A 13,037-nucleotide genomic window follows, 5' to 3' on the forward strand; every position below is an offset into this window, starting at 1 on the left:
GATTGTCACGCGAAGCATTCCGGCCGCCGCCGAAATCCTGACAATTCCGGCACGACGTCCGATCAAACCGGTCTACATTCGCAAGCTCGTGCACTATATAGAGACCTACGGAGGCTTGCGATGAAACTCGAATATGCCGTTCGGATAGACCGGTTGGCGGATACTGACGGCGGGGGCTATCTTGCGACTGTGCCCGAACTTCCCGGATGCATGTCCGACGGGGCTACCCCCGAAGAAGCGCTCCGGAATGTGCAGCAAGCCATCGCGTCGTGGATCGAATCCGCCGAGGAATGGAAGCAGGACGTGCCCAAGCCTGCGCCGCCGCTGGCCCGCGCCGGATAGGACAGCGGATATCGATGACCGCCCACCTCGACGGTGCGATCCGCGCCGGCAGGCATCACATGCAGATCCGCGTGTACTATGAGGACACGGATTTTACGGGCCTCGTCTATCACGCCAACTATCTGCGCTTCATGGAGCGCGGGCGCAGCAATTATCTGCGGCTGCTCGGCGCCGACCAGCGCGCGCTGTTCGCGGAGGCCGAAAGCGAGGCGCCGGGTTTTGCCTTCGTGGTGCGCTCGATGCAGCTTGAGTTTCTGAAATCCGCGCGGATGGACGACGTGCTCGACATCGTGACGCGGCCGCTGGATGTCCGCGGCGCCTCGATCACGCTGCATCAGGAGGTGAGGCGCGGCGAGGCGCTGCTGCTGGACGCCAGGGTGAAGGTGGCGTTCGTTTCGGAGGGACGCGCGAAGCCAATTCCGAAGCCGTTGCGGCTGGCAATGAAGGCGGATCAACTCTGATCACCGGCGATCGGGTTTCGAAATCCGGCCATGATGGAGCCGAAAAAATCCTTCATGTGATGTCGGATTGCGGCGGGTCCATTCGTCCTCGGGTGAATATCCCGGCGGAACCTGCCATTTTGGCTGGCGAGATCGCCTCGCGCCATCAACTGGAGCATGCAATGCAGATCACCCCATGCCTTTTGTTCGACACGCAGGCCGAAGAGGCCGCAAAGTTTTATGTCTCGGTGTTCAAGAACTCGAAAATCACCGAAACGTCGTATTACGGCGAGAGCGGCCCCATGCCTGCCGGCACCGTCCTGATGGTCGGCTTCGAGCTGAACGGGAACGGCTTCCAGGCGCTCAACTGCGGTACGCAGTTCAAGTTCAACGAGGCGATCTCGCTCAGTGTCGACTGCAAATCGCAGGAAGAGGTCGACTATTTCTGGGACAAGCTGACGGCGGACGGCGGCGCACCCGTGCAGTGCGGCTGGCTCAAGGACAAGTATGGCGTGTCCTGGCAGATCGTGCCGGATGTGATGCCGCGCCTTCTGAAAGATCCCGATCGCGCCAAGGCCAACCGCGCCATGCAGGCGATGATGAAGATGAAGAAGATCGTCATCGCCGATATCGAGGCGGCGGCGCGGGGGTAGATGCGGCTTGAGTTTCTGAAACCCGCGCGGATGGACGACGTGCTCGACATCGTAACGCGGCCGCTGGATGTCCGCGGCGCCTCGATCACGTTGCATCAGGAGGTGAGGCGCGGCGAGGCACTGCTGCTGGATGCCAGAGTGAAGGTGGCGTTTGTTTCCGGCGGGCAGGCGAAGCCTATACCGAAGCCGTTGCGGCTGGCAATGAAGGCGGATCAACTCTGATCACCGGCGATCACGTTCACAAAATCGGATTGTTCAGGCCGCGCCGGGGCGCGAAGATCATGCCTCGTCGGAACCCGTCGGTTGCTGGCGAGTTGCCTTGCAAGCATCAACTTGCATGCAACGATTGGAGCGCGCCATGCCCAAAATCACTCCCTTCCTTTGGTTCGATACGCAGGCCGAGGAAGCCGCAAAGTTCTACGTCTCGGTGTTCGGCAATTCGAAGATTGTCGAAACGTCGTATTACGGCGAAGGCAGCTCGCAGCCGGCCGGAACGGTGCTGACCGTCGAGTTCGAACTCGACGGCACCCGCTTCCTGGCGTTGAACGGCGGCCCGCATTTCCAGTTCAGTGAGGCGACCTCGTTCAGCATCGACTGCAAGTCGCAGGACGAGATCGATTACTACTGGAACAAACTCACCGCCGATGGCGGCGGTCCGCTCAAGGGGGGCTGGCTCAAGGACCGGTTCGGCGTGTCATGGCAGGTGGTGCCGGATATGATGCCGCGCCTGTTGCAGGATCCGGATCGCGCCAAGGCCAGCCGCGCCATCAAGGCGATGCTGAAGATGAAAAAGATCATCATCGCCGATATCGAGGCGGCGGCGCAGGGATGATCTTCTCGCGAAGAAAGCATGACCCGGCCGTCATCGTCCGGCTTAACCGGACGATCCAGTAAATACAATCGCATCATGTCGATATCGATCGAGCGGAATACTGGATGCCCGCCTGTGCGGGCATGACAGCCGGCTGGCGCCTCGCCTTGCCTCGCACATTTTCATGTGCACAATTGCGCATCGGAGAATGACAGCAAGCTTTTCGGCATTGAGCAAAGGACAGACGATCATGCGATTCATGATGCTGATGATCCCGAAGGGCTATGAGACTGCGGCGCCCGACGTGAAGCTCGATCCCGAGCGTGTGAAAATCATGATGGCTTACAACAAGGCGCTGCATGAGGCCGGTGTGCTGATCACGCTCGACGGCCTGCATCCGCCGTCGGTGGGCGCGCGGGTCAGTTTTGCTGGTGGCAAGCCGCTCGTGACCGACGGTCCGTTCACCGAGGCCAAGGAGGTTCTCGGCGGCTACTGGATGATCGACGTCGCCTCGCGCGACGAGGCGATCGCCTGGGCGAAGCGCTGCCCGGCCTCGGACAATGAGGTCATCGAAATCCGGCAGGTGCAGGAGATGGCCGACTTTTCCGCCGACGTGCAGGAAGTCGCCGCCGCTGGATTCGAGGCTTTGCCGCGCCAGTCGCGTAAGGGTTAATAGCGAAGCTGCCGCGTTTTAGCTGCCCGGAGGCTGCCTTGGGTTTGCCGCAGCGGGTTCGCGGGCCGATTTGGCCCGGAATTCCGGCTGGCCCGCGCGGTCGGCAACGACGAAACCAGTGACGTTCTGCCACGGCTCATGTAAAAACCCTTCACATGAGCTGGCGCAAGGACCATCGCCGCCCCGAGCGCGGCTACCATCACGGCAATCTGAAGGAGGCGTTGCTGCAGGCGGCGCTCGGCCTGATCGCCGAGAAAGGCGCTGCCGGTTTCACCTTCGCCGATGCCGCGCGGTCGGCCGGCGTCAGCCCGGCGGCGCCGTACCGGCATTTTCGCGACCGCGATGAATTGTTATCCAGCATTGCGCAGCGCGGCTTCGAGCAATTCGAGGCGGTGCTGACCAAAGCCTGGGATGACGGCCGCCCCGATACCGTCAGCGCGTTCGAGCGGGTCGGGCGGGCCTATCTCTCCTTCGCCCGCAACCAGCCCGCATATTATTCGGCGATGTTCGAATCCGGGGTGCCGGTCGACGTCAATCCGATGCTGTCGGCCGCGAGCGAGCGCGCCTTCGGCATCATTCGCGCTGCGGCGGAACGGCTTGCCGCGCTGACGCCGCCCGGCGTCGCGCGACCGCCGGCGCTGATGATGGCGCTGCATATCTGGTCGATGTCGCACGGCATCGCCTCTTTGTTCGGCCGCGGCGATGCGGCACGCCGCAAGCTGCCGATGTCCGCGGAAGATCTGCTCGAAGCCGGCGTGTTGATTTATCTGCGCGGGCTCGGCTTTCCCACCGGGCGCAAGCCGCCGGACCAGACCGGCGCTCCGGCCCAGCCGCCGCCGGATCCGTGGGGTCACAAATCCGCGACCTGACGATCGGTTCGGGTGTGCACGCGCGGTGACCAGATCGTCGGGTTCGCGCGGGCAGGCGGCGGCCAAGGGCTTCTGACGGATCGTGTTTTTCCGTTTTCAACGTGCCGCGTCAGCCGGGCCGAATGTTATCAGCCGTAACATCGGGAACCCGCCGCCGTCCGCGTCGGCGTTTTTCGTGCGAACTTGCGCTTGACAAAAATCCGCAACGATCTAGCTATGTAAATGTTATTTACATTCACACGGCGCGATGCCGTTCATGGAGAAGGCCCATGGCCAACACCGCTGACTACGATCGCTGGAACGGCTCCAACAACGTGCCGGGGCAGGGTTGCCATCAGTATCCCCGCTTCATGGGTGCGCCCTGGCATCCGCTCCGGATCGTCCTGATCGTACTGGGTTTCATGTTGTGGTGGCCGATCGGCCTCGCAATTCTCTTCTTCACACTCGGGAGCAGAAAAATGGGTTGCTGGAGCAACGATCGTTTCGAAAACAAGATGCAGCGGATGCAGTACAAGATGGAGCGGATGCGCGATCACATGGAACGCCGGGGCTTTGGCTTCCGCGGCTTCGGCGCGCCCTCCAGCGGCAACCGCGCCTTCGATGAGTATCGCATGGAGACGCTGCGGCGGCTCGAGGAAGAGCAGACCGAGTTCAAGGACTTCCTGGACCGCCTGCGTCACGCCAAGGACAAGGAAGAGTTCGACGCGTTCATGGCGCAGCAACGTCCACGCCCGACGCCGCCGAACGATCAGCCGCAAGGCCAGTAATCAAGGCCAGTAACGACACGCCGATCTCCGCGGCTTTGATGCCGCCATAAGAACCGACGCCGCCGACAAGACCGCTCGCCTGCACAATAGGCGGGCGGTTTTTGCGTGCGGCAACGCCACGTTGAAGCCAATCGCAACGATCCGATAATTGCGGCCTTGGCGTCTGCCCGGTCGGGCCGTGACTGCCATCGGTGTGCAAGGGCCGGACAACAGAGCGGTTCCGCCGTAGCAATTCTTCTTTGGTAACTCGGCCTTAACCGTGATTAGCGCTTGGTTACAGTCGTTAAGACGCGCTGATAGCCCTCGTTTTGACATGTTGGCAGGGGATGCAGGTTCTGGCTTTGGACGGGCCCCCCATGTGACTCAACCGGCTTTTCGCGTGGCAATTTACGCCGCGTGCGCTTCGTGGCCGCGAAACCGGCGGCGGAAATCGCCCCCGGGTCAAAGGGATATCTTGCGTTGAGAGGACACTGCTCATGAATCCGGCCGACGTGGCGCAGTCAGCCTTGCCCCTGGCCTCAGCCGACGTGTCGCTGATTACGCTTTTTTTCCACGCTCACTGGATCGTGAAGGCGGTCATGCTGGGCCTGCTGAGCTGTTCGGTGTGGGTCTGGGCGATCGCGATCGACAAGATGTTTCTCTACGCCCGCACCAAGCGCGCGATGGACCGTTTCGAGCAGGCCTTCTGGTCGGGCGAGTCGATCGAGGATCTGTACCGGGCGCTGTCGGCCAAGCCGACGCAGTCGATGGCCGCCTGCTTCGTCGCGGCGATGCGCGAGTGGAAACGCTCGTTCGAAAGTCAGGCGCGCTCGTTCGCCGGACTTCAAATGCGGATCGAGAAGGTGATGAACGTCTCGATCGCGCGCGAGATCGAACGGCTGGAACGGCGGCTGCTGGTGCTGGCGACGGTCGGTTCGGCCGGCCCCTTCGTCGGTCTGTTCGGCACCGTGTGGGGCATCATGTCGAGCTTCCAGTCGATCGCCGCGTCGAAGAATACCTCGCTGGCGGTGGTGGCACCGGGCATCGCCGAAGCGCTGTTCGCAACGGCGGTCGGCCTTATCGCCGCCATTCCGGCGACTATTTTCTACAATAAATTCACCTCGGAAGTGAATCGTCAGGCTCAGCGGCTTGAGGGGTTCGCCGACGAATTTTCCGCGATCCTGTCACGCCAGATCGACGAGCGGGCTTGATGTTGGACGGCATGGAAACGGACGGTCCATTATGACGATGAATCCGGCAGCGGCCTCCTCTGGTGGCGGTGGACGGCGCGGGCGGCGGCGGCGGTCGCAACCGATGGCCGAGATCAACGTCACGCCGATGGTCGACGTCATGCTGGTGCTTTTGATCATCTTCATGGTGTCGGCGCCGCTTTTGACCGTTGGCGTGCCGCTCGATCTGCCGCAAACCCAGGCCAAGAGCCTCGAGCAGGACAAGACGCCGCTGCAGTTGTCGGTCGACGTCAAGGGACGGATTTTCATCAACGACACCGAAGTCACGATGGCAGAACTGATTCCGAAAATGAAGGCGATCACGGATGCCCGCGGTGGTCTCGACGAGCGCATCTTCATGCGCGCCGACAAAAAGGCCGATTACGGCACGGTGGCGCGGGTGATGGGCCTGCTCTCGGGCGCGGGATTCAAGCGCCTCGCCTTGGTGACGGAAGTGGATCAGGGAAGCTAGATTGAAGGTCAAGGTCGACAAGACACTGGCGGCGTCGATTGCCCTGCACGTGCTCGTGATCGGGTGGGGACTGGTGTCGTTTTCGTCGAAGGCCTTCGAATCGGTGCCAGAGGAATCCCTGCCGGTCGACATCATTTCCGCCGATCAGCTCGCCCATGTGACGGCGGGTATGAAAACCGGCAAGAAGGAAAATCCGAAGCCGCTGGTCGAGAAGGTCGCCGAGGCCACGCCGCCGCCGGAGGACACCGTCGGCAAGATCGACGACAAGAAGCCCCCGGTCGTGACCGAAACCGCGCCGCCGCCGGTGCCGAAGCCTGTGAAGAGGCCGGTCGAGAAGAAGCCGGAGCCGCCCAAGCCGGTCGTCGAGAACAAGCCGAAAGAAGAACCGAAGCCGATCGAGAAGAAACCCGATCCGCCCAAGGTCGATCCGATTGCGGAGGCGCTGAAGAAGGAAGAAGCGAAGAAACCCAAGCCGAAGCCGCGCGCGAAAGCGGCACCGCCAAAGCCGGAACGGCCGAAAGCCGAGCGGGTGTTCGACGAATCGAAGATCGCGGCGCTGCTCGACAAGCGCGATCCGACCCGCCGCTCGGTGGCAGGCGACACGCTGAATTCGAACGCCGCGCTCGGCCTCGCGCATGGCAAGGCCGCCGACAACTCCGCGACCTGGGGCGCGATGTTCAAGTCTCAGGTCGAGCGTTGCTGGAAGAAGCCCTATGGCGGGCTCGAAGCGCAGATGACGGAGGCGGTGTTCAGCATCAAGCTGAAGCGCGACGGCACGCTGGAGACCACACCGACCGCGATCAGCAATCCGTCGACGCCGTACTTCCGCGTCTATCAGGAGAGCGCGCTGCGCGCGATCATCGAATGCCAGCCGTATAATCTGCCGGCGCAGTTTTTCGACGAATGGAAATTCTTCGAACCGGTATTCACTGAACGAAAATCGTAAGGCGCCGCGGCCGCGAACGCGCTGAGATGGAAGAAAACAAAGCCGATGATTGATCAAGACGATCTGCCCAAGATATTGTTTCGCCCGAGCCGCCGCCAGATCATGACCGGAATGGCATCGGCTGGTATACTGCTGGCCAGTTCGATGCGTTCCGCATTCGGGCAGGCGCGGGTGCAGATCGATCAAGGCAACGTTGCGCCGCTCCCGATCGCCATTCCGAATTTCGTTGCCGGTTCGCCGTCGGATAGCGAGGTCGGCGCCGGCGTCGCCAAGGTCATCACCAACAACCTCAAGCGCAGCGGGTTGTTCGCGCCGATCGACCAGGCCGCGTATATCGAGAAGATCACCAATATCGACGTGCCGCCGCAGTTCGCCAACTGGAAGACCATCAACGCGCAGGCGCTGGTGACCGGACGCATGACGCGTCAGGGCGACGGGCGGCTCAAGGCCGAGTTTCGCCTGTGGGACGTCGCAACCGGCCAGCAGCTCGCAGGCCAGCAATATTTCACGTCGCCGGAATACTGGCGGCGGATCGCGCATATCATCTCGGATCAGATCTACGAGCGTCTGACCGGCGAGAAAGGATACTTCGATAGCCGTGTGGTGTTCGTCGATGAGTCCGGCTCAGCGCAGCACCGCATCAAGCGCCTGGCGTTGATGGATCAGGACGGCGCCAACGTGCGCTATCTGACGCGCGGTGCCGACCTCGTGATCACGCCTCGCTTTTCGCCCTCGACCCAGGAAATCACCTACATGGAATTCGGGCAGGGCGATCCGCGGGTCTATCTGTTCAACATCGAAACCGGACAGCGCGAAATCGTCGGCAACTTTCCCGGCATGTCATTCGCGCCGCGTTTTGCGCCCGATGGCCAGCGCATCATCCTGAGTTTGCAGCAAGGCGGCAACTCGAACCTTTTCGTGATGGATCTTCGCTCGAAGTCGACCACGCGCCTGACCGACACGCCGGCCATCGACACGTCGCCGTCCTATTCGCCCGACGGCGGACGCATCTGTTTCGAATCGGATCGCGGCGGCAAGCCGCAAATCTATGTGATGGCGGCGACCGGCGGTGCCGCGCAGCGCATCTCGTTCGGCGAGGGCACCTACTCGACCCCGGTCTGGTCGCCGCGCGGCGATTACATCGCCTTCACTAAGCAGGGTGGCGGCCAGTTTTCCATCGGCATCATCAAGCCCGATGGTTCGGGCGAGCGGATCCTGACGTCGGGATTTCACAACGAGGGTCCGACCTTCGCGCCGAACGGCCGGGTCCTGATGTTTTTCCGCGACCCCGGCGGCAACAGCGGGCCGTCGCTCTATACGATCGACGTCTCCGGCCGCAACGAATTGAAGGAACCCACGCCCGGTTACGCATCCGATCCGGCATGGTCGCCCCTGCTCTCATAAGTCCAGTCGCCTAGCGGGCACGCGGACCGGTCTGCAACCGGAAAAACTTGCCTAGCCTGCTGATTCAGGAGGCAAATTCGACTTTTCGGCGATCGGCTCAAGGTCTCGCTAACGATGTTCGCTCAGAAAAGCTTCACCAGCAGTCGGTAACACTGTGCGTCCGGAAAAGGATGCGCGCGCCCCGATGCAATTGACCGATCACCATAGAGACGCAGATCGGAATGTGCCGTCGTCCGCACTCTATGCGGCGCTGGTAGGTTCGTTGTTCGAAAACCCCGCGCCGATGCTTGCAGGCTGCGTCTCAACCGGTATCGCCGCGCTGATGACGGCCTTGCGTACGGGCAATCAGCTGATCTGGCCTTGCGCGCTGCTCATTGTCTCAATCGGCATAGTCCGCGCGCTTCAGCTTCGCCGCTACCAGCGCGACGGCGGCGATTTCCAGATCGAGGAAGTGCGGCGCTGGGAAATGCAGTACATGATCGGCGGTTCGATGTACGCCGGCGCTCTGGGCCTGTGGTGCCTCGTCGTGCTCGCGGGCAGTGACGATGCGGTGGCGCACCTGATCTGCGTGTCGGTGACAGTTGCCTACACCGCGGCGGGGGCGGGGCGCACGTTCGGTCGGCCGGTGATCGCGCAGTCGCAGGTCGCGCTTGCCTGCGGCCCGATGTCGATCGGGCTGATGTTGCGCGGCGATCCCTACTACCTTGGTTTCGGCCTTCTCAACGTTTTTTTCTTTATCGGCCTGCGGCGCATTTCGTTGCGGCTGCATCGGATATACGTCAACGCGCTGATCGCACGCGAACGCGAAGCGGCGCTCGCCAGTCAATTCGACACCGCGCTGAACAACATGCCACACGGCTTGTGCATGTTCGGCGCCGATGGCCGCCTTGGCGTGATGAATTATCGGTTCGGCGAGATGATGCATCTCGCCGCCAGCTTCGTGCATCGCAGCGTCGGTGCGGCGGATGTCATCGCGGCATGCGTGGCGGTCGGAACGATGTCACCCGAAAACGGAAGCGCGATTGTCTCGGAGATCGAGAATTCAGAGGCCGGCGCAATCGTGACCGCCGACTTGGATAGGGAACACGGTCGAGCGCTGTCGTGGACGTTCCAGCCGATGGCCGGCGGAGGCACGGTCGTTCTCGTCGAGGACATCACGGAGCGGCGCAAGGCGGAAGCGAAAATCAGCCATCTGGCTCGCTTCGATTCGCTGACGGAACTGCCCAACAGGCTCAGCTTTCGCGACGAAATCGAACGCCTGCTGGCGCTATCAGATAGCGAGTCGCGATTGTCGGCGTTGCTATTCATCGATCTCGATCAATTCAAGCAGATCAACGATACGCTCGGCCATCCTTGCGGCGACCGCCTGTTATGCATCGTCGCCGACCGGCTCCGCGGAATGCTGCGCCCGGAGGATTTCGTCGCGCGATTCGGCGGCGACGAGTTCGTCGTGTTCCAGCAAAACATTCAGTCGGCGGAGGAGGCTGCCGCGCTGTCCCGCCGCGTCGTCGAGCGGCTTACCGAGAGATACGAGGTCGATCGCCATCTGGTCGAGATCGGCGCGAGCATCGGCATTGCGCTGACATCGCCGGGCGCCACGGCCGACAACCTTCTCAAGAACGCCGACATGGCGCTCTATCGCGCCAAGGCGGGCGGCCGCGGAACCTTCTGCTTCTTCCGCAACGAGATGGCCGAGATCGTCGAAACGCGCCGCGTCCTCGAACTCGATCTGCGCAAGGCGCTGGCCAACGAAGAGTTCGAGCTGTTCTATCAGCCGTTGGTCAATCTGAAGTCGGGACGGATCACCACTTGCGAGGCGCTGCTGCGTTGGAATCATCCCACGCGCGGAACCGTGTCGCCGATGGACATCATTCCGGTGGCGGAGGAGATGGGCCTCATTATCGATCTCGGCCGCTGGATTTTGCGCAAGGCCTGCATGGAATGCATGACGTGGCCGGACGCTGTCAGTGTCGCCGTCAATTTCTCGTCGCAGCAGTTCCACCAGCGCGATGTCCTGAGCGAAGTCCGTTATGCGCTCGAGGTCTCCGGTCTTCCGGCACACCGCCTTGAAATCGAAATCACGGAATCGTCCTTGCTGCGCAACACCCAGTGGACCCACGATGCACTCACGCAGTTGCGCTCGGCTGGCGTGAGGATTTCACTCGACGACTTCGGAACCGGTTATTCGAGCCTCAGTTATCTGCATAATTTCCCGCTTCAAAAGGTCAAGATCGACCGCTCTTTCCTCGAGGGGATCGACGCAGACCGGCCGCTGATGCTGCTGCGCGGCGTGGCGCGGCTGAGCGCCGATCTCGGCATGTCCGTCGTCGTCGAAGGCATCGAAACCAACGAGCAGCTTGAACTCATCAGTGCCGACGGCACGGTGACGGAGGCGCAAGGCTACCTGTTCAGCCGGCCGGTGGCCTCGGCTCGCATTCGTCAACTGCTGGATGCCTCCCATGGGCGTCATCTGCGTGACGACAATGTGAAGGTCCTCCCGTCCCGGTCGATCGCTTGAAATTTTTTTCTACAATCCGCCTGCTGCGCCGAATTGAATTCTTCTAGAGCTCTTTCGCTTCTGGTGGAATCAGAAGCGGGGCTCTATGATTTTGATTTGACGCGTTTCCTGACGCGAACCGGTATCCACTTCGCTCGAAAACGCTCTAATCCGAAGTGGACCTGCGCCGGGGAATGTGAATGTGTGGGATATCGAGAATCCCGGTTAACATTAATACCTCATTATCTTTGCACATCAGTTAGCAAAGCGTTAACCTTCGACAGCCGGCTGGAATTCAAGGTGGCTCGGGGGTGTTCCAATGAGTTCAGCTCAACAAGCAACCGCCAAACCTGCGGAACGTGGCATCGAGCTTCTCGATCGCATCGATTATCGTTTGGTGGAAACTCCGGCGGATAAGGATACCATCTACCGTCTTCGATATCGCGCCTACCTGAATGAAGGCGCGATCGAGCCCAACCGCGACCACAAAATCACCGATCGTTACGACGATATGCCGAACGCGTGGATTTTCGGTGCCTACCTGGATGGTGCGCTCGCCAGTTCTATCCGTCTCAGCATTTCATCGCCGGAACATCCTCTCTGCCCGTCGGTGGACGCGTTCCGCGACTATCTTCAGCCGGAGGTGGATCGAGGCAAGGTTATGGTCGATCCTACCCGCTTTGTCGCAGATCCCGAATTCGCGGGGCGATTTCCGGAGTTGCCGTATCTCACGCTCCGGCTCTGCTTCGTAGCCTGCAATTTCTTCAATGCCGATCTCGGCCTCGCCATCGTGCGCGCCGAGCACCGGTCATTCTATACGCGCCTGTTCAACCATCAGCCGTTGAGCCCGCCGCGCCTGTGCCTGGGGCTGACCAAGCCTTTATGCCTGATGGCGGTCGATTTTCCGGCGTCGCGCGAAAAGGTCTTCGCCCGCTATCCTTATCTGCGTTCGAGCTATTTCGAACGGCGGATGTTGTTCGAACGCAGGGCTGGAGCCGCGGCGTCCGCGCTGACCGGTTCTGCGTTTCCGTTTGCGCGGGCCTCGATTGTCCCGAGGGCTTGATTCGGTGCCGGTGCGTCGGCACCGAAGATCCGGGGCCGCCCGCTCTTTCCAGTGCGAATGACCTGATATTGCCGGCTCCGAATTCGCAGCGCTGGAAAACCGGCTGTCGGTTCACCCTCGCGCCACATTTGCAACTCATTAACCATCGCGGGCGCTTCTTCCGAAAACGTGGCATTTGATGCAGTCAGGCAACGTCTCATCAAGGTTGACGGAACGTTCGCTTAACCATCACGCTGTAGAGCGGATAACAGTGGAAAAACGTGAGCGTGGAGGCTCCGGAATGTTACATCAGAAGCGATTCATCCGGGGAATGAAGCTGGCTGCCGTGCTCGCGGTGGCGCTGTCGATGGGCGCCTGCGCCAACAAGAATCCTTTGAACGGTGGCGGCGGGATGGCCAATGCGGCGACCCCGGGCAGCCAGCAGGATTTCGTGGTCAACGTCGGCGACCGCGTCTTCTTCGATAGCGACCAGACCAATCTGTCGCCGCAGGCGATCACGACCCTGGAGAAGCAGGTGCGCTGGCTGCAAACCTACAATCGCTATTCCTTCACCATCGAAGGCCATGCCGACGAGCGCGGAACCCGCGAGTACAACATCGCGCTCGGCGCCCGCCGCGCGCAGACGGTTCGTTCTTTCCTGGCGTCGCGCGGCATCGACCCGAGGCGGATGCGGACCATTTCCTACGGCAAGGAGCGCCCGGTCGCAGTCTGCAACGACATCTCCTGCTGGTCTCAGAATCGCCGTGCCGTCACGGTGTTGAACGCCAGTTCCTGAAGCGTCCGCATTTTCGGTTACAGCCGGCGCCTTCGGGCGCCGGTTTTGTTTTGGACCGGAACCGTCCAACGCGAACAAGGGCCCATCCTCGGGTCAAGCCCGAGGACATGCTTCGCC

The 13,037-nt window shown here is 61.5% G+C and carries 14 protein-coding genes and 1 pseudogene; all 15 read left to right on the plus strand.

What is annotated here, in order from left to right; all coding sequences use genetic code 11:
* The first annotated feature begins 120 nt into the window (after positions 1 to 120).
* The 15 genes and pseudogenes from V4R08_RS13060 to pal all read left to right on the plus strand — a co-directional run bounded on the left by V4R08_RS13060 (position 121) and on the right by pal (position 12,920).
* Positions 121 to 342 carry a type II toxin-antitoxin system HicB family antitoxin gene (locus tag V4R08_RS13060; RefSeq protein WP_335579744.1) on the plus strand — a complete coding sequence of 74 codons (222 nt, stop codon included), beginning with the start codon at positions 121 to 123 and terminating at the stop codon, positions 340 to 342.
* Between the two features lie 14 nt (positions 343 to 356).
* A complete protein-coding gene (ybgC, locus tag V4R08_RS13065; protein ID WP_335579745.1) occupies positions 357 to 803 on the plus strand; it encodes a tol-pal system-associated acyl-CoA thioesterase in 447 nt (148 codons plus the stop codon).
* 161 nt (positions 804 to 964) lie between these two features.
* The gene (locus V4R08_RS13070) at positions 965 to 1,435 is read left to right on the plus strand and encodes a VOC family protein (protein ID WP_335579746.1); all 471 of its coding nucleotides are present in this window, start codon (positions 965 to 967) and stop codon (positions 1,433 to 1,435) included.
* A pseudogene (locus tag V4R08_RS13075) lies at positions 1,436 to 1,657 on the plus strand (acyl-CoA thioesterase); the annotation flags it as partial. It abuts the gene before it with no gap.
* 136 nt (positions 1,658 to 1,793) lie between these two features.
* A complete protein-coding gene (locus V4R08_RS13080) occupies positions 1,794 to 2,267 on the plus strand; it encodes a VOC family protein (protein WP_335579747.1) in 474 nt (157 codons plus the stop codon).
* A 229-nt stretch (positions 2,268 to 2,496) separates the two neighbouring features.
* The gene (locus tag V4R08_RS13085; protein WP_335579748.1) at positions 2,497 to 2,919 is read left to right on the plus strand and encodes a YciI family protein; all 423 of its coding nucleotides are present in this window, start codon (positions 2,497 to 2,499) and stop codon (positions 2,917 to 2,919) included.
* 155 nt (positions 2,920 to 3,074) lie between these two features.
* The gene (locus tag V4R08_RS13090) at positions 3,075 to 3,788 is read left to right on the plus strand and encodes a TetR/AcrR family transcriptional regulator (RefSeq protein WP_335579749.1); all 714 of its coding nucleotides are present in this window, start codon (positions 3,075 to 3,077) and stop codon (positions 3,786 to 3,788) included.
* A gap of 269 nt (positions 3,789 to 4,057) precedes the next feature.
* The gene (locus tag V4R08_RS13095; protein WP_335579750.1) at positions 4,058 to 4,555 is read left to right on the plus strand and encodes a DUF2852 domain-containing protein; all 498 of its coding nucleotides are present in this window, start codon (positions 4,058 to 4,060) and stop codon (positions 4,553 to 4,555) included.
* Between the two features lie 476 nt (positions 4,556 to 5,031).
* Positions 5,032 to 5,745, plus strand: a complete 714-nt coding sequence (tolQ, locus tag V4R08_RS13100; RefSeq protein WP_335579751.1) for a protein TolQ — start codon at positions 5,032 to 5,034, stop codon at positions 5,743 to 5,745.
* 31 nt (positions 5,746 to 5,776) lie between these two features.
* On the plus strand, positions 5,777 to 6,235 hold the full coding sequence (tolR, locus tag V4R08_RS13105; protein ID WP_335579752.1) for a protein TolR: 459 nt from the start codon (positions 5,777 to 5,779) through the stop codon (positions 6,233 to 6,235).
* A 1-nt stretch (position 6,236) separates the two neighbouring features.
* Positions 6,237 to 7,181 (plus strand): cell envelope integrity protein TolA, encoded by a 945-nt coding sequence (tolA, locus tag V4R08_RS13110; RefSeq protein WP_335579753.1) that lies wholly within the window; start codon positions 6,237 to 6,239, stop codon positions 7,179 to 7,181.
* Positions 7,182 to 7,226: 45 nt separating this feature from the next.
* Positions 7,227 to 8,585, plus strand: a complete 1,359-nt coding sequence (gene tolB / locus V4R08_RS13115; protein WP_335579754.1) for a Tol-Pal system beta propeller repeat protein TolB — start codon at positions 7,227 to 7,229, stop codon at positions 8,583 to 8,585.
* 184 nt (positions 8,586 to 8,769) lie between these two features.
* Positions 8,770 to 11,103, plus strand: a complete 2,334-nt coding sequence (locus V4R08_RS13120) for a putative bifunctional diguanylate cyclase/phosphodiesterase (protein ID WP_335579755.1) — start codon at positions 8,770 to 8,772, stop codon at positions 11,101 to 11,103.
* Between the two features lie 298 nt (positions 11,104 to 11,401).
* On the plus strand, positions 11,402 to 12,145 hold the full coding sequence (locus tag V4R08_RS13125; RefSeq protein WP_335579756.1) for an N-acyl amino acid synthase FeeM domain-containing protein: 744 nt from the start codon (positions 11,402 to 11,404) through the stop codon (positions 12,143 to 12,145).
* 280 nt (positions 12,146 to 12,425) lie between these two features.
* Positions 12,426 to 12,920 (plus strand): peptidoglycan-associated lipoprotein Pal, encoded by a 495-nt coding sequence (pal, locus tag V4R08_RS13130; protein ID WP_335579757.1) that lies wholly within the window; start codon positions 12,426 to 12,428, stop codon positions 12,918 to 12,920.
* Positions 12,921 to 13,037: the final 117 nt, after the last annotated feature.

It is taken from the genome of Nitrobacter sp. NHB1 (genome assembly GCF_036964665.1).
In the GTDB taxonomy this organism is placed as follows: Bacteria; Pseudomonadota; Alphaproteobacteria; order Rhizobiales; family Xanthobacteraceae; genus Nitrobacter.